Here is a 19,107-nt window from a genome sequence, read left to right on the forward strand (position 1 = left end):
CGTCATGCCTTTCGATCAGTGGGATGGAGCGTTTCCCGGGCCGCGGACGCGACCCAAGCCTGGATGTCGCCGTAGAGGTCGGCGAGGGTGGTGCCGCGCATCGTCGGGTGGTGAGTGGTGCGGCTCGCCGTCGGGCCGACGAGCGCGGTCGCAGCACCGAGCCGGGCCGCCGGCGCCAGGTCGTAGTCCCAGATGTCGCCCACGCTGAGCACCGGACCGTCGGAGAGGAGCTTCTCGACGACAGCGCCCAGGCCGGCAGGTTTGCCGACCGCGCAGTGCCGCTCGGTCAGGTGCTCGGCGGCACCGAGACCGACCAGCGCCCGCTCGACACCGGCGGCCGGAGCGTTGGTGGCCAGCACGAGGTGTGCATCGTCGGCGAGATCCGCCAGGAACTCCGCCAGGCCCTCGGGTGCGGTGACCGGGGCGGCGGGAGTGCCGAGGTCCTGCCGGCTGGCCTGGTAGGCCGCCTCGAGTGCCACCTCGCTCACCGCGTGGGCAAGCGCGACCTGCCGTACGGCGTCGTAGCCGTCGAGGAACTCCGGGTCACCCGCGTCCAGACGGTCGAGGGCATCGACGGCCTCGGCGAACAACCGCCGGTCTCCGGCCGCGTCGGCGAGGTGGCTCGCATAGGCGAGCACCGGCCGGTGGCCGAGCGCGAGGGTTCCGTCGAAGTCGAAGACGACAGTGGGGTGGGGCATCTTCCGCCAATCGTGTGGACGATGCGGCCACGATATCTAGAAGATCTGGACGGATGGGCCACACAGAGGTGAACCCCAGATGTCACCTCGGGCAATACCTGGCGACGTGAGGGCGCGGACGCTCGCCCCGAAGGTCCGGCGTCACCCTCCGGCCAGGCCGCTGATCGTCACCATCAACGCGCTCTGCACGTCCTCGACGCTGCGCTGCGGGTGGAACGTGGCCCGGTCCAGGGCGGAGAAGGCCAGCGCCCCGAGGATCGCCACCGCGATCATCTCGAAGTGTTCCGGGCCCGGCCGCACCTGCGTACGTCCCGCGGTGTAACGCTGCTCGTGCACCCCGCGGATCACCGCGACCACCGGCGCGATCAGCGCGGCGCGGGTCGCCGGCAGGTCGGCGTGCCAGGGCCGCTCGTTGCGGAACAGCTCGGTGAGCAGCACCTGACAGGTGGCCGGATCGGTGTCGAAGGCGCGCAGCAGGGCCAGCACGATCGCGCTCAGCGCCTCCCAGCCCTCGTACGGTGCCCGGGCGGCCTCGGCGACGGCGGCGATCCGGTCGGCCGATTCCCGGACCACCACCGCCCCCAGGCCCTGCTTGGAGCCGAAGTTGTAGAACACCGTGCCCTTGCTGACCCCGGCCCGCTCGGCGATGTCGTCCACCGAGGTGGCGCTGTAGCCGCGCTCGGCGAAGAGCTCGAGCCCGGCCGCGATCACCCGTTCCCGGGTCGCGACGCGCCGGGCCGTCCGCCCGTCGGTCCTGGTACCGTCGCGGGGCGCTGCCGTGGACATCAGATCGTCACCTCCGGGTGCAGGCGCTGGATCGTCCACACGCGGCGCCGTGCGGCCGACCATGTGCTGGCCGCGAGGCTCAGGGCGATCACGACGACAAGGTAGGCCACCGCGGCGTGGAATTGCATCCCCAGATCGCCGGTGATCGCCTCCCGCAGCCCGTTCACCACGTGCGTCATCGGCAGCCAGGGATGGATGGCCTGGAAGAACGGCGGGCTGGTGAGGGCCGGGTAGGTGCCGCCGGCCGAGGTGAGCTGCAGCATCAGCAGCACCAGCACGACCACCCGGCCGACGGCCGGTCCGAGCAGCACGTTGATCGCCTGTTGCAGGGTGAGGAAGGTCAGTCCCACCAGCAGGGTGAAACCGATCGCCGCCAGCGGGTGGCTGAGGTGCAGCCCGAGGGCGAAGACCAGCACGCCGAGCAGCAGGGCGACCTGGAGGACCGCCACCACGGCGCCGGGCAGCCAGCTGGCCAGCACCACCCGCAGTGCCGGCACCGGCGCGGCGAGGGAACGATCGGAGACCGGGCGCAGCAGCATCCAGGTGATCAGCACGCCGACGTAGAGGGCCAGACCCATGAAGTACGGGGCGAATCCCTCCCCGTTCGCGGCGGCCTGGTGCACCCAGGCGGAGTCGAGGGAGACCGGGGCGCTGATCAGGTCGGCGTTGGCCTGCTGGGTGTCGCGGTCCATCGAGGGGATCTGGTCGACCGCGCTCTTCAGCCCGTCGGAGAGCTGGTGGGCGCCGTCGGTGAGGGTGGTCAGCCCGGCGGTGAGGGTGCCGGCGCCGTCGTGGGCGCTGCGCAGGCCGTCGGCCAGGGTGCGTGCCCCGGTGGCGAGGGTGTCCAGCCCGTCGGCCAGCGCGCTGGCTCCGTCGTGCGCCTGGACCGCCCCGTCGTGCACCTGGCCGGCGCCCTGGGCGACCGAGGTGGCGCCGGTGCTGAGCGTACGTGCGCCGCTGGCGAGCTGCCCGGTGCCGGTGGCCAGCGAGTTCGCGCCCTTGTCGGCAGTGGCGATGCCGTCGGCCAGCTTCGGCGCGGACGCGGCCAGCTGGGCGTTGCCGTCGGCGACCTGTTGGGCCCCGGCGGACAGCTGCTGCACCTGGCCGTTCAGCGTCGTCGTCTTCGCGTCGACCCGGTCCAGCGCGGCGTACGCCTGCTGGACGTACGGGTCGTCGGCCGGCAGTTTGGCGAGGGCGGCGCGCAGGTCGGTGGAGGCGGCGGCGACCTGGCCCGCGGCGACCGAAGCCTTGTCGGCGAGCTGTTTGTTGCCGGCGGCGACCTGGGCGGAGCCGTCGGCCAGCTTCTTCGTCGCGGCGGGTAGGTCCCTGGTCTGGGTGGTGAGGGTGTCCAGGCCACCGGCGAGCTGTTGCGCGCCCTGGTGGGCCGAGTCGGCGCCGGTGGCCAGCGAGGAGGCGCCGGTGGCGAGCTGTTGCGCCCCGGCGGCGACCTGGGCGGAGCCGTCGGCCAGCTGGCCGGTGCCGGTGACCAGTTGATGGGCGCCGGAGTCGGCCGTGTCGGCCCCGGAGACCAGCTTCCCGGCGCCGGTGTCGAGCTGGGCCAGGCCGTCGTCCAGACTGACCGCGCCGGCGTGCGCCTGGTCGGCGCCGTCGGTGAGCCGGGTGGCTCCGTCGGAGGCGGTGACCAGGCCGGCGCGGATGTCGGAGGTGCCGATCAGCAGCTTGTCGACCATCTGGGCACCGATGGAGTCGGACGCCCCGGTGCGGACCTCCCGCATCACCGAGGACAGGATGGTCCGGGCGGTGTAGCCGTTGGCGTCGTTGTACTGCACCTGCAGCGGTGCCTGCACCGGGTGCTCGGAGCCGGCGGTGGTGACCGCCTGGGAGAAGTCGGCGGGGATGGTCAGCACGGCATAGTAGTCTCCGGCGACCAGGCCCTCGTGCGCGGTGCGGGCATCGGTGCTCTGCCATTTCAGTGAGCCCTTGTCGAGCAGCTCGTCGTTCAGGTCGGTGCCGGCGTGCACGGCCGTGCCGTCCTTGGTGGCCCCGGAGTCCTGGTTGACGATCGCCACCGGGAGCCGGTTGAGGTGGCCGGTCGGGTCCCAGAAGGCCCACAGGTAGAGCGCGCCGTAGAGCAGCGGGATGAGGCAGGCGGCGACGATGGCGAGCCGCTGCATCCGGCTGCGGGAGAAGCGGCGCAGCTCGGTGCCGATGCGGAGGAAGCGGAGCATGTCAGTCCTCCTGGGTGGGGACGGAGGCCGGGACGGGTGTGCCGGCGGAAACGGGGGCAGGCAGGGGGGTGGTGTCGGAACTGGGCGCGGTGGGGGCGGTCGGCGTGTCTGTGGTCCGCGAGCCGTGCGGATCGACCCAGTCCACCTCGGGCGGCAGCAGCTCAGGCGTCGCGGCCGAGGCGATGACGGTGAGCGGTGGCCGGTCCGGCGGAGGGGCCGGCGTGGGGGCCGTCGGGCCCGGTCGGTCGGTGAGCCGGACGAGGGTCCGCCAGACGGTGAGCTGGTCGGTCGGGTCGTGCAGGGCGTCGATGTCGTCCACGACGAGCAGCTGCGGGTCGCCCATCAGTGCGATCGCGATCTGCAGCAGCGTCGTGTCGAGGGCGCTCAACTCCCAGACGTAGCCGTCGGGGTCGGGGACCGGGCGCTCGCCGAAGGCCAGCTCGAGCAGCTGCTGGATCGCCGGGTCCTGCCAGCGTGGCACGCGCCGCCACAGCGGGGTGAGTAGTCCGGCCCGTTCGGTGACGATCTCCCGTGGCGTGAGGCCGTCGTCCGGCGCGTCGATGTCGGCGAAGTTGGCCAGGGCGCTGTGGCGCTGGACCAGACCGGTCGCCCGGGGCAGCGGATGTCCCGACACCTGCAGACTGCCGGAGGTGAAGCGCATCCGGCCGGCGAGGGTGAGCAGCAGGCTGGTCCGCCCGCCGCCCTCAGGGGAGACCAGGCCGAGCAGCCGGCCGGCCGGCACCTCGAGATCGACGGGGCCGTACACGGTGCCTCGGGTCGAGGTGAGCAGCAGGTCGCGGGCCCGGATGGCGGGCGGTTCGATGGTCACCATCTCTTTATACTGACCAGTCAGTCTAAATACAAATGGATGGTGTCGACCGCGCCCGGCTCCCGGCATGGCGCCACGTACGCTTGGGCCCATGACCAGCACCGGCGGCCTCCTGTTGTGGCTCCTGCCGCTGACCGTGCTGGCGATGATCAGCCCGGTGATGTTCCTGAATGCCTCCACGGTGGCCGCCAACCGTGGCCCGTCCGACCGGTGGCGGTTCGTCGCCGGCAACGCCATCGTCCTGGTGGTCCTCGGAACACTCGGGATGGGCCTGCTGGGCGCCGCCGTCGAGGAGGCCGCGACCCGGGAGCTCGACTCCCGGCGGGTCGAGGCGATCCTCGGTGTCCTGCTGCTCGCCGTCGCGATCGTCCTGTTCCGGGGGCTGCTCGCGGACCGGGCGCGCCAGCGTGCCGGCGAACCGGCCACGGTGGTGAGTGAGCCCCATCTGCCGCGCAGCCTGGTCGGCTGGGGCGCGCTGAGCATGATCACCAACCTGACCACGATCCCGCTGTACGTGGCGATGGCACAGCGGATCGGCGCGACCCCGATCCCGATGGTCTTCCGGATCGTGCTGCTCGCCGTGGTGACCGTCCTCGTGCTGGCGCCTGCCTGGGGCCCGGTGATCGCCGCCGAGCGGGCCCCGGCGAAGCGGCGGATGAGTGACCGTACGCTGCGCCGGGTGTCCTGGTGGATGCGGGTCGGGTCGTTCGTCGCCAGCCTGGCCGGGGCGGGGCTGTTGCTCTGGCGCGGGTTCGTCGGCTGAGCGTCCGTCGGGGACCCGGCGGCCGACCGACGGCCGACCGGCGGCCGGAACCCCTACCGCGGCCCGGGGCGACGGCCTAGCGTGGCTGCATGGAGATCATCCGACTGGGCCATTCCACCCTGCTGGTCGAGACGGTGGGCACCCGGGTGCTGCTCGATCCCGGCGGCTTCACCGACGGCTGGGAGGAGGCGGAGGGCCTTGACGCCGTGGTCGTCACCCACCGGCATGCCGACCACTTCGACGTCTCCCGGATCCCGGCGCTGCTGCAGCGCAATCCGGGCGTCCGCGTCTTGCTCGAGCCGGAGACGCACCGGGAGGTCGGCCTGGCGCAGGCCGAGCCGTTCGCGGCCGGTCAGGTGGAGACGATCGGCGGGCTGATCCTGGAAGCGGTGGGTGGGGAGCACGCGGTGATCCACCGCGACATCCCCCGGGTCGGCAACATCGGGGTGGTGCTCGCCGCCGAGGGTGAGCCGCGGCTGTTCCACCCCGGTGACTCGTTGTCCGAGGTGCCGCCGGGGATCGACCTGATGGCGGTGCCGGCGTACGGGCCGTGGGCGGCGCTGCGGGAGACCGTCGACTGGGCCCGGGCGGTCGGAGCCCCGACCTCGTTCTTCATCCACGACGGCCTGCTTAACGACCGGGGGCGTCGGGTGATCCGCGACCGGATCACCGACATGGTCGACACCGACCTGCGGCCGTGGACCCAGCACGTGCTGCGCTACTGAGCTCGGCTCTGCTGAGAACCTGCCCTGCTGAACGGAGCCGCCCTGCTGAACCGTGTGCCGGCCGTTGCCCATCGCGTCGCCATCGTGCTACCGTCCCACCGATCGTGATCCGACCGCAGGAGGTGAGACCCATGAACGCAGTCACCGCAGTGGGTGCTCCCCCGCAGTCCACGATCACGCGACTGAGCTAGTCGCCCACCGGGAGCGCCCGACAGGCCCTTCGCGAAAGGCGACTCCCATGAACACCACACCTTCTCCAGAGCTGCCCCCTGCAGCTGTGCCCTCTTCTGTGCTGCCCGCGGGCGCCGACCGGCCGACGACCACGCCGGACCATCCCCAGATCGACGCCACCGGGCGGGTGCCCACCGCGGGCGAGCGCGCCGTGGTCCTCGGCGGTGGCGGATCGCTCGGCAACGCGTGGGAGATCGGCGTCATCGCCGGTCTCTACGAGGCCGGGGTGGACATCACCGAGGCCGACCTGACCATCGGCACGTCGGCCGGTGCAACCGCTGCGGCCCAGCTCGCCGGCGGGCTCCCACCGACCGAACTCCTCGCGGCGATCCTCGACCCGGCACCACAGCACCCGGTCGACCCGGGCAGTGCCGGCCCGGGCAGTGCCGACCGTCGGCCTGCTCCGAGCCGGCCGGTGCCAGAGCAGATGGCCAGGACAGCCGCCGTCATCGCCGCCGCGGCGGATCCGGCCGACATGCGTAGCCGGATGGGCGCGGAGGCCCTCGCGGCGGACGCGGCGTCCCATGGTGCTGCGTCGGCGCGGTGGCGGGACGTGGTCGCCGGTCGGCTGCCCGGTCTGCAGTGGCCGCAACGGTTGTTGTTGATCACGGCGATCAACGCCCGCACCGGCGAGCCGGTCGTGTTCGACCGCGACAGCGGGGTCGACCTGGTGGACGCCGTCGCCGCCAGCACGTCGAGCGGCTTCGGGGTCCCGCCGTACGCCATCGGCGACGGGCGCTACCTCGACGGCGGCTACCGGCGCAACGAGAACGCCGATCTGGCGGCCGGGTACGCCCGGGTGCTGGTGCTGTCCCCGTTCGGCGGCCGATCGCGGCATCCACAGGTCTGGGGCATGGACCTCGCCACCCAGGTCGACGAGCTGCGGGCGGGCGGCAGCAGGGTCGAGACGGTCTTCCCGACCGGCGACACCGAGCATGCGCTCCGCGTCAATGCGATGGATGTGACGCAGCGTCCGGCCGCCGCCCGAGCCGGGCACGACCAAGGCCGGGCTCTCGCCGGGAGGCTCACCGAGTTCTGGTGCTGACTCGCCTGGGCGGTGGGGCGGGCGCCTCCGGGGCGGTGGGTCAGCGGGTCCACTCGTCGTGGGTCCGGGTCATGTCGGCCAGGTCCCGGTCGTACGCCTCGGCCGGGGTCGGCGCGGTGCCGCCCCAGCGCCGGGGCAGGAAGGCCAGGTCGGTGCCGGTCATCGCCGGGTAGCCGGCGATCACTTCATCGAGCAGCCGTGCCATCGCCAGCCGCAGCTGCCGGGTGGCCGCCGCGATGTCGTCCTCGGGGCCGACGTGGATCGGGCTGCCGAAGGCGATGTGCACCGGGATCCCCGAGCGGGAGAAGTCGCGCGGGTGGTCCTTGGTCCAGATCCGCTGGGAGCCCCAGACGATGGTGGGGATGATCGGGCGTCCGGTCTCCCGGGCCATCCGTACCGCGCCGGTCTTGAGCTCCTTGACCTCGAACGACCGCGACATCGTCGCCTCGGGATAGATGCCGACGAGCTGGTCGTCCAGCAGCGCCTCCACCGCCAGCCGGTAGCCCTCGGCGCCGGCCCGCCGGTCGACCGGGATGTGGCGGCACATCCGCATCACCGCCCCGGCGACGGGGTGCTGCCAGATCGACTTCTTGGCCATGAACCGGACCAGCCGGCCGTCGGCCTTGAGCACTCCGAGCCCGGCGAAGACGAAGTCCACATGGGCGGTGTGGTTGATCGCGATCAGCGCGCCACCGCGCCGGGGCACGTTGTGCAGGCCGGTGATCCGGAAGCGGAGCCCCATCCACCGGAAGGCGATCCGGCACAGGGCGACGATCAGGCGGTAGCCGAGGTCCATCGGACCATCATTCCATCGGATCGGCGCCCGGCCGGCACGTTCCCGCGGGAACGTGCGGCCCGCGTTCCCGCGGGAACGTCTCCCGGTATCAGAACCGGATGCCGACGTACTTCGTCTCCAGGTACTCCTCGAGGCCCTCGTGGCTGCCCTCCCGGCCCAGGCCGGACTCCTTCACTCCTCCGAACGGGGCGGCCGGGTCGGAGATGACCCCGGAGTTGAGGCCGACCATGCCGGATTCGAGCCGCTCCACGACGTACGCCGCCTCGCCGAGGTTCTCCGCGAAGACGTAGGCCATCAGGCCGAACTCGGTGGCATTGGCCAGCGTGATCGCCTCGTCCAGCGTCGCGAAGGTCGCGATCGGTGCGACCGGGCCGAAGATCTCCTCGCGGAACACCCGGGCATCGGGCGGCACGTCGGTGAGCACCGTCGGCTGGAGGAAGTAGCCGGCCCCGTCCGGACGTCCACCGCCGGTGGCGACCCGGGCGCCGCGCGCGACCGCGTCCCGGAGCAGGTCGGTGACGGTGGTCAGCTGCCTGGCGCTGACCAGCGGCCCGACCCGGACGCCGTCGGCCAGACCGTTGCCGACCGGGAGGGCGGCCATCTTCTCGGCCAGCCGCGTGCTGAACTCGGCGGCCACCGATTCGTGCACGTACATCCGGTTCGCCGCGGTGCAGGCCTCGCCCGTGTTGCGCATCTTGGCGTCCAGTGCCCCCTGGACGGCCTTGTCGAGGTCGGCCGAGGGCAGCACCAGGAACGGGGCGTTGCCGCCGAGCTCCATCGAGGTCTTCAGCACGTGGTCGGCGGCCTGGCGCAGCAGGATCCGGCCCACCCCGGTGGAGCCGGTGAAGGTGAGCTTGCGCAGCCGGGGGTCGGCGATGATCGGCTCGGAGACCGCGGCGGAGTGCGACGAGGTGAGGCAGTTGACCACCCCGGCGGGCAGCCCGGCGTCCTGCAGCGCCTGGATGAACAGCAGGGTGGTCAGCGGGGTCTCGTGGGCCGGCTTGATCACCGCGGTGCAGCCGGCGGCGATCGCCGGGGCGAGCTTGCGGGTGCCCATCGCCAGCGGGAAGTTCCACGGGGTGATGGCGTAGACCGGGCCGACGGGCTGCTTCATGGTGAGGATCCGCTGCCCGGAGGACGGGGCGACGGAGAACCGGCCCTCGATTCGGACCGCCTCCTCGGAGAACCAGCGCAGGAACTCCGCTCCGTACGCCACCTCGCCGTACGCCTCCGGGAGCGGCTTGCCCATCTCCAGGGTCATACAGGTGGCGAAGAGGTCACGGCGCTCCAGCACCAGGTCGAAGGCCCGCCGCAGCACCTCGGCCCGCTCCCGCGGGGCGGTCCCGGCCCAGCCCCGGGCCGCGTCGCAGGCGGCGTCGAGAGCCGCCCGGGCGTCCTCCGGGGTGCCGTCGGCGACCCGGTCGATGACCTCCTCGGTGGCGGGGTTCACCACGTCGAAGGCGGCTTCGGACGGTCGCCAGGTCCCTGCGATGAATTGACCGTGGGGAAGGGCTGAGAGCACTGCGTCGACGGACATGGAGCCTCCTCGTCGTGGACCGGGCAGATCCACCGTAGTCCTTCGCCGGGGACGTTCGATCCGGAATATTCTGCGCACGGACCACCGCCCCTCTACCGTGGTGGCATGAGGACCGCACTCAGCGCTGTCGTGGTGGGCACCACCCTCGCTCTGCTGGTCGCCGGCTGTGCCGGCGGCCGGAACCCGTCACCGTCCGGCTCGACCACGGCGTCCGGCGCGGCGACCGAGACGGTCCCCGCGGTGACCCCGTCGCCGGCACCGTCCGAGGACCAGGTGCCGGTGCCGAAGAACGCCTCCACCGACCGCAGCGTCCAGTCGCCGGCCGCCGGATCGCAGCTGGTGCTCACCGCGGTCCGGACCGCGAGCCACACCGGCGTGGACCGGGTCGTGTTCGAGTTCGCCGGCTCCGGGGCGCCGGGCTGGACCGTCGAGTACGTCGACCGGGCGATCGCCCAGGGCAGCGGGCAGTCGATCACGGTGGCCGGCAGCTCGGTGCTCCGGGTCAGCATGACCGGGACCGCCTACCCGACGGAGGCCTCTCCGTCCCCCTCACCGGTGGCCCGGCGCATCCCCGGTGACGGGGCCGGCATCGTCACCGAGGTGGTGCAGGACGGGACGTTCGAGGGGGACACGGTGTCGTTCATCGGTCTCTCCGGGGAACGGCGCCCGTTCGCGGTGCAGACGATCCAGTCACCGACCCGGGTGATCGTCGACATCGTCCGCTGAGCCGCCGCGGTCCGCGGTGCCCGACCGGTGGCCCCGGCCGGGCCCGATGCGCGGTGGCGGTCGGTCCGCCGGCGCTCAGCGGACGGTGGCCAGCGCCTGGTCCAGATCGGCGATCAGGTCCCCGATGTGCTCGGTGCCGATCGACAGCCGGATCATCTCCGGGGCGACGCCGGCGGCGGCCAGCTCGTCGTCGGAGAGCTGGGAGTGGGTCGTCGAGGCGTTGTGGATCGCCAGCGACTTCACGTCCCCGATGTTGGCCAGATGGCTGAAGAGATCCAGGCCCTCGACGACCCGCCTGCCGGCATCACGCCCGGCCTTGAGGCCGAACGACACCAGGCCGCCATAGCCGGCGCCGGTGAACAGTCGGTCCGCGGTTGCCTTGTACGGCGAGCTGTCCAGACCCGGGTAGTTCACCCAGGCGACATCGGGGTGCTGCTCCAGGTGCCGGGCGACCGCCAGCGCGTTCTGGCTGTGCCGTTCCATCCGCAGATAGAGCGACTCGAGCCCCTGGAGGAACAGCCAGGCGTGCAGCGGTGCGATGGTCGCGCCCATGTTGCGCAGCAGGATCGTCCGGGCCCGGACGATGTACGCGGCCTTGCCGGCGGCCTCGGTCCACACCACGCCGTGGTAGGCGGGGTCGCCGCTGGTCAGGCTCGGGAAGCGCTCGGCGTGGGCGGCCCAGTCGAAGTTGCCGGAGTCGACGATCACCCCACCCATGGCGGTGCCATGGCCGCCGATGTACTTGGTGGCGGAGTGCACGACGACGTCGACGCCGTGCTCGAAGGCCCGGCACAGCGCGGGGGTGGGCGCGGTGTTGTCGACGATGAACGGCAGACCCAGGGCGTGCGCCGCGCCCGCCCAGGCGTCCAGATCGAGGATGTTGAGCTTGGGGTTGGCGATGGTCTCGCCGAAGACCAGCCGGGTGTGGTCATCGACGTACTCGGCGAGCTGCTCGGGGTGGTCGGGATCGACGAACCGTGCCTCGATGCCGTACTGCGCCAGGGTGTGCTCGAACAGCGCGAAGGTGCCGCCGTAGAGCGTGGCGGCCGCGACGATGTTGTCACCGGCATTGACCAGGTTGAGCACTGCGTAGGTGATGGCAGCGGCGCCCGCGGAGGTGGCCAGCGCGCCCACCCCGCCCTCCAGCGCCGTGATCCGCTGCTCGAAAACGTCCTCGGTCGGGTTCATGATCCGGCCGTAGATGTTGCCCGGCTTACGCAGGGCGAAGAGATCCGCGGCCTCCTCGGCGGAGTCGAACACGTACGACGTCGTCTGGTAGATCGGGACCGCCCTGGCGTGGGTGGTCGGATCGGGTTGCTCCTGACCGGCATGGATCGCGAGCGTTTCGGGATGGTAAGTCATAACGGACTTCTAGCACATCCCTAAGCGCAGTGAATGGCGACTGTGCTGATCCGGACAGTCGGACCTCAGTCCGGGGCAGGGCCGATCGGGATCGCGTCGAGTTCCTCGATCGCCTGGGTGAACCGGCACAGCAACTCCCCGAGGGCGGCCCGCTCCTCGGCCGTCCAGTCCGCCGTGGCGAGGGCGACGGCGTGGTCGGCGAGCAGCCGGGAGTGGTCCACCACCGCCCGGCCCTTGTCGGTGAGGCCGATCAGCGCCGCGCGACGATCGTCGGGGGCGGGCCGGCGGACGGCGTACCCGGCCCGGACGAGCCGGCGTACCTGGGGGGTGACGGTGGAGCGGTCGACGTGCTGGCGGACGGCCAGCTCGCCGGGCCGCATCGCGCCGTGCTCGTCGAGGGCCAGCAGCAGCCACAGGTCGGTGATCACCAGATCCGGCACCAGCGACCGGAGCCGCTCCAGGGTTGTCTTGCGGGTGGCCCAGCGCGCGATCTCGATCACCCCGTGTTGGACCGCACGGGAGGCGCGGCGAAGCGCGTCGGGGTCCTCGACGTCGGTCATGGATCCACGGTAGCGGCGTCGGACCGCCGACCCTGACCGCTCGGCCTTCCCGTCGCCGCCTTCCCGCCACTCGATGTCGCCGTCTGTTTGGTGGATCCAACAATAGTCACTACGGTGAGTAGTACGAGACGTGTCGCGGTGCTGGTGAGGACAGAGCGTCGAACGGGAGGGCGACATCGTGGGCGATACCACCACTGAGTCGGGCAGGATCGGATCGAGCGGGGCGGGGCCGGTCCTGCAGCTGGGCCTCGACGTGGGCTCGACGACGGTGAAGGTCGTGGTGCTGGATGGCGACCGTACGGTCTTCGAGGAGTACCGCCGCCACAACGCCGACGTTCGCGGCGAACTCTCCCGGTTGCTGCGGGAGGTGAGTGCGGCCCTGCCCGGGCGGGAGGTGCGGGCCGCGGTCACCGGCTCCGGTGGTCTGTCGGTCGCCGACCTGATGGGCGTCCCGTTCGTCCAGGAGGTGATCGCCGAGACCGCGACGATCCGCCGCCACGACCCGGACACCGACGTGGTGATCGAGCTCGGCGGCGAGGACGCCAAGATCACCTACCTGCATCCGACCCCCGAGCAGCGGATGAACGGCAGCTGCGCCGGCGGCACCGGGGCGTTCATCGACCAGATGGCCAGCCTGCTGCACACCGATGCCGCGGGCCTGGACTCGCTCGCCGCCGGCGCCTCCCACGTCTACCCGATCGCCTCCCGGTGCGGGGTCTTCGCCAAGTCCGACATCCAGCCGCTGATCAACCAGGGCGCTGCGCCGGAGGACCTGGCCGCGTCCGTCTTCCGGGCCGTCGCCACCCAGACGGTCTCCGGGCTCGCCTGCGGGCGGCCGATCCGCGGCACCGTGGTGTTCCTCGGTGGGCCGTTGCACTTCCTGCCGCAGCTCCGGGAGGCGTACGCCGCCGTGCTGCCGGCCGACAGCTGCACCTTCCGGACCCCGGAGCGGGCCCAGCTCTACGTCGCGATCGGCGCCGCACTGCTGGCCGACGGGCAGCCGCAGGCCCTCGACGTCCTCGTCTCCCGGCTCCGGCAGCGTACGGTCCTCCCGCTGGAGACGGCCCGGATGCGCGCGCTGTTCGCCGATGCCGACGAGCTGCGGGCCTTCGAGGAGCGGCACGCCCGTGCCACTGTCCCGCAGCGGGACATCGAGGAGGCAGCCGGCGACTGCTTCCTCGGCATCGACGCCGGCTCCACCACCATCAAGGCGGTGATCACCAATGGGGACGACGAGATCGTCTTCTCCCACTACGCGTCCAACCAGGGCGATCCGGTCAGCTCCGCGGTCGCCATCCTGCGCCGGATCCACGACGAACTCCCCGCCGCGGCGCGGATCGTTCGCTCCTGTGTCACCGGCTACGGGGAGGATCTGGTCCGCGCCGCGCTGCACCTCGACGAGGGCGAGATCGAGACGATGGCCCACTACCGGGCCGCCGAACACCTCAGTCCCGGCGTCACCGCGGTGATCGACATCGGCGGCCAGGACATGAAGTACCTGCGGATCCGTGACCACGTCGTCGACTCCATCGCCGTCAACGAGGCCTGCTCGTCGGGCTGCGGGTCGTTCCTGCAGACCTTCGCCCAGACCATGGGCACCGACGTCCGCCACTTCGCCCAGGCGGCGCTGGAGTCGGCGCACCCGGCCGACCTCGGCAGCCGCTGCACCGTCTTCATGAACTCCTCGGTCAAGCAGGCGCAGAAGGAGGGCGCCGGGATGGGCGACATCTCCGCCGGCCTGTCCTACTCGGTGGTCCGTAACGCGCTCTACAAGGTGATCAAGCTCAAGGATCCGTCCGAGCTCGGCGACACCGTGGTGGTGCAGGGTGGCACCTTCCTCAACGACGCGGTGCTGCGCGCCTTCGAGCTGCTCACCGGCCGCGAGGTCGTCCGTCCTGACATCGCCGGCCTGATGGGGGCGTACGGTGCCGCCCTGACCGCCCGCAAGCACCGGGACCGGCCGGGGGCCGGCGGCCTGCCGACGGTCGCCGAGCTCGACGACTTCGCGATCCGCACCGAGCTGCGCACCTGCCGGCTGTGCCAGAACCACTGCGACCTGACCGTCTCCCACCTCAACGACGGCACCCGGCACGTCTCCGGCAACCGCTGCGAGCGCGGCGCCTCCGAGGAGGCCCGGCCCCGGCGCTCGCCGATCCCGAACCTCTACGACTACCGCTACCGGCGGATCTTCGGCTACCGGCGGCTCACCGAAAAGGCCGCCACCCGCGGCGACATCGGCATCCCCCGGGTGCTGAACATGTACGAGAACTACCCGTTCTGGTTCACCCTGCTCACCCGGCTCGGCTTCCGGGTCACCCTGTCCGGACGCTCCAGCCACGCCGTCTACGAGCGCGGGATGGAGTCGATCGCCTCGGAGAACATCTGCTACCCCGCCAAGCTGGTCCACGGCCACATCCAGGACCTGCTCGCCAAGGGCCAGCGGACCATCTTCTACCCCTGCGTGACGTACGAGCAGCAGCTGGTCGAGGGCACCGACAACACCTACAACTGCCCGATCGTCGGCAGCTATCCCGAGGTGATCTTCAACACCATGGAGGAGCTCCGGGAGCCGGGCGTACGGTTCCTCAAGCCGTTCGTCAACCTCGGCGACCGGGACACCCTGGTGCGCCGCATCGTCGAGGAGTTCGCCGACTGGCAGGTCACCCCCGAGGAGGCCGCGGTCGCGGTCGACGAGGCGTACGCCGAGGACGCCCGGGCTCGCGAGGACATCCGGGCCGAGGGCCGCCGTGCCCTGGCCTACCTGGAGGAGCACGACCTGCGCGGCATCGTGCTGGCCGGCCGGCCCTACCACGCCGATCCCGAGATCCACCACGGCATCCCCGAGCTGATCGTCGGCCTGGGCATGGTGGTGCTCTCGGAGGACGCGATCTGCGACCAGGGGCGGCTGGAGCGCCCGCTGCGGGTCCGCGACCAGTGGGCCTACCATTCCCGGCTCTACGAGGCGGCCGACGTGGTCGCCCGCAACCCGCGGCTGGAGATCGTCCAGCTCAACTCGTTCGGCTGCGGACTGGATGCCGTCACCACCGATCAGGTGGCCGAGATCATCGAGGCGAAGGCCGGCATCTACACGTCGCTCAAGATCGACGAGGTGTCCAACCTGGGTGCCGCCCGGATCCGGCTGCGTTCGCTGAAGGCGGCCACCGAGGAACGTACGCTCGCCGCGACCCTCGCGGCCGACGACCCGGAGGTGAGCACGATGCCGGATACCGCCGCGGACGCCGGCCGGGAGCTCGTCCCCGCCGCGGCGGCAGGCAGTCACGTGGTGGAGCGGCATCCGTTCACCAAGGAGATGAGGGAGCGCCGCACCATCCTGGTGCCGCAGATGTCGCCGATCCACTTCCGGCTGGTCATCCCGGTGCTGGAGCGCAGCGGCTACCGCGCGGTGCTGCTCGACCACGCCTCCAAGGAGGACATCGAGGTCGGCCTGGCGCACGTCAACAACGACGCCTGCTACCCGGCGATCATGGTGGTCGGCCAGCTGGTCAACGCCTTCGTCTCCGGCCGGTTCGACCCGGACGACTGCGTCGTCGGGATCACCCAGACCGGCGGGATGTGCCGGGCGACGAACTACGCCGGTCTGCTCCGCAAGGCGCTCCGCGACGCCGGCTACGGTAGCGTCCCGGTGCTCGCGGTAAGCGCCCAGTCGATCGAGGAGAACCCGGGCTTCCGGCTGTCGCTACCGATGATGCACCGGGCGGTGAAGGCCCTCGTCATCGGCGACGTGCTGCAGCAGGTGCTGCTCCGGGTCCGCCCGTACGAACGGGACGCCGGCAGCGCCGATGCCCTCTACCAGCGGTGGAACACCATTGCGGAGGAGCACCTCCGGCAGAGTGGGAACTCGCCGACCCTGGGCCGGCGGCTGGGCTTCGGCCGGCTGATCAACCGGCTCGTCGGCGAGTTCGACGCCCTCCCGCTCCGCACTGCCGTCCGCCGACCGCGGGTCGGCATCGTCGGCGAGATCCTGGTGAAATTCCACCCCGACGCTAACAACCACGCCGTCCGGGTGGTCGAGTCCGAGGGCTGCGAGGCGGTCCTCCCGGGGCTGATGGAGTTCTTCCTGATGGGCCTGGCAGGGGCCGACTGGACCGCCGCCACCCTGGGCATCGGCGAGAAGAACCTACGGACGAAGCACTGGGCGTTGTGGGCGCTGGAGCAGTACCAACAGACGGCGCACCGGGCGCTGGCGGCCTCGGAGCGGTTCGAGGTGCCGGCCCGGATCGGCGATCTGGCGCAGAAGGCCCAGACGGTGTTGTCGCTCGGCAACCGGGCGGGAGAGGCCTGGCTGCTGACCGCCGAGATGATCGAACTGATCGAGACCGGGACGCCGAACATCATCTGTGCCCAGCCGTTCGCCTGCCTGCCCAACCACATCGTCGGGCGGGGCATGTTCCACGAGCTGCGCCGCCGCTACCCGCAGGCCAACATCGTCTCCATCGACTACGACCCCGGTGCCAGCGAGGTCAACCAACTCAACCGGATCAAGCTGATGATCTCCACGGCGAAACTCAACGACCCGGTGGGCTCCGATGCGGAGACCACCGGGTGCGAGGGTGGCGAGGCGTACGCCGCCGCGGCGTCGGGCCGGCTGATTTGACGCGGTAAGACGACCTGGGTAATGTTTGCCGAGCTGCCGGCGCGGGAGACCGAGCGGGTGGCTCCTCGGGTCAGGGATGGTTCGGGGGCTTGGTTGGTCAGGTTGGGTTGGGTCTGCGTGTGAGTAGATTTGACAGGGTTTGATCGGCTGGGTAAGGTTGATCTGGTCGCCCCGGGCGGGTTCCACTTTGGTGGGGTTGGTTTGGTGTGTGTCCGATGTTTGAGAACTCAACAGTGTGCTTTGTTTAGTCAATGCCAAATGACATCACTTTTTGTGGTGTTTGACATCACGAATGTTTGTTTGTGTTGTCCCCGGCTGGCTCTCTTCGGGGGGTTGGTCGGAATTTCTTTGAGATGTTGATGGACCAGTTTATGTCTGGTATGTCGGGTCTCTCTCTGTGTGACGCTTTTCGCCCTGCTTTGGTGGGGTGTGGCGATATTTTTTCGATGGAGAGTTTGATCCTGGCTCAGGACGAACGCTGGCGGCGTGCTTAACACATGCAAGTCGAACGGTAAGGCCCTTCGGGGTACACGAGTGGCGAACGGGTGAGTAACACGTGAGTGACCTGCCCCTCACTTCGGGATAACTTCCAGAAATGGTGGCTAATACCGGATATGACTCCTGCCTGCATGGGTGGGGGTGGAAAGTTTTTGCGGTGGGGGATGGACTCGCGGCCTATCAGCTTGTTGGTGAGGTAGTGGCTCACCAAGGCGTCGACGGGTAGCCGGCCTGAGAGGGTGACCGGCCACATTGGGACTGAGATACGGCCCAGACTCCTACGGGAGGCAGCAGTGGGGAATATTGCGCAATGGGCGGAAGCCTGACGCAGCAACGCCGCGTGCGGGATGACGGCCTTCGGGTTGTAAACCGCTTTCACTCATGACGAAGCTTTTGTGACGGTAGTGGGAGAAGAAGCACCGGCCAACTACGTGCCAGCAGCCGCGGTGATACGTAGGGTGCGAGCGTTGTCCGGAATTATTGGGCGTAAAGAGCTTGTAGGCGGTTTGTCGCGTCGAAAGTGAAAACTCGGGCCTTAATCCTGAGCTTGCTTTCGATACGGGCTGACTAGAGGAAGGTAGGGGAGAATGGAATTCCTGGTGGAGCGGTGGAATGCGCAGATATCAGGAGGAACACCAGTGGCGAAGGCGGTTCTCTGGACCTTTCCTGACGCTGAGAAGCGAAAGCGTGGGGAGCAAACAGGCTTAGATACCCTGGTAGTCCACGCCGTAAACGGTGGGCACTAGGTGTGGGTCACATTCCACGTGATCCGTGCCGTAGCTAACGCATTAAGTGCCCCGCCTGGGGAGTACGGCCGCAAGGCTAAAACTCAAAGGAATTGACGGGGGCCCGCACAAGCGGCGGAGCATGCGGATTAATTCGATGCAACGCGAAGAACCTTACCTGGGTTTGACATCTGCCGGATGGTCGCAGAGATGTGGCTTCCTTTGGGCCGGTTGACAGGTGGTGCATGGCTGTCGTCAGCTCGTGTCGTGAGATGTTGGGTTAAGTCCCGCAACGAGCGCAACCCTTGTCCTATGTTGCCAGCAATTCGGTTGGGGACTCATAGGAGACTGCCGGGGTCAACTCGGAGGAAGGTGGGGATGACGTCAAGTCATCATGCCCCTTATGTCCAGGGCTTCACGCATGCTACAATGGCCGGTACAAAGAGCTGCGAGCCTGTGAGGGTGAGCGAATCTCAAAAAGCCGGTCTCAGTTCGGATTGGGGTCTGCAACTCGACCCCATGAAGTCGGAGTCGCTAGTAATCGCAGATCAGCAACGCTGCGGTGAATACGTTCCCGGCCTTGTACACACCGCCCGTCAAGTCATGAAAGTCGGCAACACCCGAAGCCGGCGGCCCAACCCTGTGTGGGAGGGAGTCGTCGAAGGTGGGGCTGGTAATTAGGACTAAGTCGTAACAAGGTAGCCGTACCGGAAGGTGCGGCTGGATCACCTCCTTTCTAAGGAGCCCATGACAACGCAGCATGCTCGGTCGTCCCGTGTGCGGGGCGGTGCGGGGGTGGCTGTGGTTGCCGGTCGGATCGGTCGCCGTGGTGGTGGCCGGCGGTGCCGGTGGGTTTTCTGGGTGGAACATTGACTGCTCCTGTCATTGTGCAGGGGTCACCGGGTTTTCTGGTGGGTGGGGCGCACTGTTGGGTCCTGAGACCTCGGCCACGGGTTGCTTTCGGGCGGCTGGTTGCTTTCGGGTAGCTGGTTGCTTTCGGGTAGCGTGGCGGGTTTCTGGTG

At 70.0% G+C, this 19,107-nt stretch carries 13 protein-coding genes and 1 rRNA gene; 6 read left to right on the plus strand and 8 right to left on the minus strand.

Annotated elements, in window-relative coordinates:
* Positions 1-2: 2 nt before the first annotated feature.
* From R0145_RS00770 to R0145_RS00785, 4 genes are all read right to left on the minus strand, one after another.
* A complete protein-coding gene (locus R0145_RS00770) occupies positions 3-698 on the minus strand; it encodes an HAD family hydrolase (RefSeq protein WP_317838532.1) in 696 nt (231 codons plus the stop codon).
* Between the two features lie 141 nt (positions 699-839).
* The gene (locus tag R0145_RS00775; protein WP_317838533.1) at positions 840-1,484 is read right to left on the minus strand and encodes a TetR/AcrR family transcriptional regulator; all 645 of its coding nucleotides are present in this window, start codon (positions 1,482-1,484) and stop codon (positions 840-842) included.
* Positions 1,484-3,673, minus strand: a complete 2,190-nt coding sequence (locus R0145_RS00780) for a YhgE/Pip domain-containing protein (RefSeq protein ID WP_317838534.1) — start codon at positions 3,671-3,673, stop codon at positions 1,484-1,486. The genes R0145_RS00775 and R0145_RS00780 overlap by 1 nt, the downstream gene beginning before the upstream one ends.
* A gap of 1 nt (position 3,674) precedes the next feature.
* Complete coding sequence (locus R0145_RS00785; RefSeq protein ID WP_317838535.1) at positions 3,675-4,505, minus strand: ATP-binding cassette domain-containing protein; 831 nt, start codon at positions 4,503-4,505, stop codon at positions 3,675-3,677.
* 88 nt (positions 4,506-4,593) lie between these two features.
* Here R0145_RS00785 and R0145_RS00790 point away from each other — a divergent pair, with 88 nt between their 5' ends.
* From R0145_RS00790 to R0145_RS00800, 3 genes are all read left to right on the plus strand, one after another.
* Positions 4,594-5,265, plus strand: a complete 672-nt coding sequence (locus R0145_RS00790; RefSeq protein ID WP_317838536.1) for a hypothetical protein — start codon at positions 4,594-4,596, stop codon at positions 5,263-5,265.
* Positions 5,266-5,354: 89 nt separating this feature from the next.
* Positions 5,355-5,990, plus strand: coding sequence for an MBL fold metallo-hydrolase (locus R0145_RS00795; RefSeq protein WP_317838537.1), 636 nt, complete (start codon positions 5,355-5,357; stop codon positions 5,988-5,990).
* Positions 5,991-6,267: 277 nt separating this feature from the next.
* Positions 6,268-7,266: a patatin-like phospholipase family protein gene (locus R0145_RS00800; protein ID WP_317838538.1), complete on the plus strand. Its 999-nt coding sequence runs from the start codon at positions 6,268-6,270 to the stop codon at positions 7,264-7,266.
* A 40-nt stretch (positions 7,267-7,306) separates the two neighbouring features.
* On the opposite strand, the gene R0145_RS00805 is transcribed toward R0145_RS00800, so the two are convergent.
* Entirely contained in the window at positions 7,307-8,062 is a 756-nt protein-coding gene (locus tag R0145_RS00805) for a lysophospholipid acyltransferase family protein (protein ID WP_317838539.1), read from the minus strand.
* A gap of 88 nt (positions 8,063-8,150) precedes the next feature.
* A complete protein-coding gene (locus R0145_RS00810; protein ID WP_317838540.1) occupies positions 8,151-9,599 on the minus strand; it encodes an NAD-dependent succinate-semialdehyde dehydrogenase in 1,449 nt (482 codons plus the stop codon).
* A 105-nt stretch (positions 9,600-9,704) separates the two neighbouring features.
* Here R0145_RS00810 and R0145_RS00815 point away from each other — a divergent pair, with 105 nt between their 5' ends.
* Complete coding sequence (locus tag R0145_RS00815) at positions 9,705-10,325, plus strand: hypothetical protein (protein WP_317838541.1); 621 nt, start codon at positions 9,705-9,707, stop codon at positions 10,323-10,325.
* 75 nt (positions 10,326-10,400) lie between these two features.
* On the opposite strand, the gene R0145_RS00820 is transcribed toward R0145_RS00815, so the two are convergent.
* Both R0145_RS00820 and R0145_RS00825 read right to left on the minus strand, forming a co-directional pair.
* Positions 10,401-11,687: an O-acetylhomoserine aminocarboxypropyltransferase/cysteine synthase family protein gene (locus tag R0145_RS00820; RefSeq protein WP_317838542.1), complete on the minus strand. Its 1,287-nt coding sequence runs from the start codon at positions 11,685-11,687 to the stop codon at positions 10,401-10,403.
* Between the two features lie 65 nt (positions 11,688-11,752).
* Complete coding sequence (locus R0145_RS00825) at positions 11,753-12,247, minus strand: MarR family transcriptional regulator (RefSeq protein ID WP_317838543.1); 495 nt, start codon at positions 12,245-12,247, stop codon at positions 11,753-11,755.
* 178 nt (positions 12,248-12,425) lie between these two features.
* On the opposite strand from R0145_RS00825, the gene R0145_RS00830 reads away from it, so the two are divergent.
* Both R0145_RS00830 and R0145_RS00835 read left to right on the plus strand, forming a co-directional pair.
* Positions 12,426-16,862 carry an acyl-CoA dehydratase activase-related protein gene (locus R0145_RS00830; RefSeq protein ID WP_317838544.1) on the plus strand — a complete coding sequence of 1,479 codons (4,437 nt, stop codon included), beginning with the start codon at positions 12,426-12,428 and terminating at the stop codon, positions 16,860-16,862.
* 443 nt (positions 16,863-17,305) lie between these two features.
* A 16S ribosomal RNA gene (locus R0145_RS00835) occupies positions 17,306-18,821 on the plus strand.
* Positions 18,822-19,107: the final 286 nt, after the last annotated feature.

Source organism: Raineyella sp. W15-4 (genome assembly GCF_033170155.1).
In the GTDB taxonomy this organism is placed as follows: domain Bacteria; phylum Actinomycetota; class Actinomycetes; order Propionibacteriales; family Propionibacteriaceae; genus Raineyella.

Bases quoted from the DNA above. Each gene is read 5' to 3' on its own strand.
- R0145_RS00770 (WP_317838532.1), bottom strand. From the start codon at position 698: ATGCCCCACCCCACTGTCGTCTTCGACTTCGACGGAACCCTCGCGCTC.
- R0145_RS00775 (WP_317838533.1), bottom strand. From the start codon at position 1,484: ATGTCCACGGCAGCGCCCCGCGACGGTACCAGGACCGACGGGCGGACG.
- R0145_RS00780 (WP_317838534.1), bottom strand. From the start codon at position 3,673: ATGCTCCGCTTCCTCCGCATCGGCACCGAGCTGCGCCGCTTCTCCCGC.
- R0145_RS00785 (WP_317838535.1), bottom strand. From the start codon at position 4,505: ATGGTGACCATCGAACCGCCCGCCATCCGGGCCCGCGACCTGCTGCTC.
- R0145_RS00790 (WP_317838536.1), top strand. From the start codon at position 4,594: ATGACCAGCACCGGCGGCCTCCTGTTGTGGCTCCTGCCGCTGACCGTG.
- R0145_RS00795 (WP_317838537.1), top strand. From the start codon at position 5,355: ATGGAGATCATCCGACTGGGCCATTCCACCCTGCTGGTCGAGACGGTG.
- R0145_RS00805 (WP_317838539.1), bottom strand. From the start codon at position 8,062: ATGGACCTCGGCTACCGCCTGATCGTCGCCCTGTGCCGGATCGCCTTC.
- R0145_RS00810 (WP_317838540.1), bottom strand. From the start codon at position 9,599: ATGTCCGTCGACGCAGTGCTCTCAGCCCTTCCCCACGGTCAATTCATC.
- R0145_RS00815 (WP_317838541.1), top strand. From the start codon at position 9,705: ATGAGGACCGCACTCAGCGCTGTCGTGGTGGGCACCACCCTCGCTCTG.
- R0145_RS00820 (WP_317838542.1), bottom strand. From the start codon at position 11,687: ATGACTTACCATCCCGAAACGCTCGCGATCCATGCCGGTCAGGAGCAA.
- R0145_RS00825 (WP_317838543.1), bottom strand. From the start codon at position 12,247: ATGACCGACGTCGAGGACCCCGACGCGCTTCGCCGCGCCTCCCGTGCG.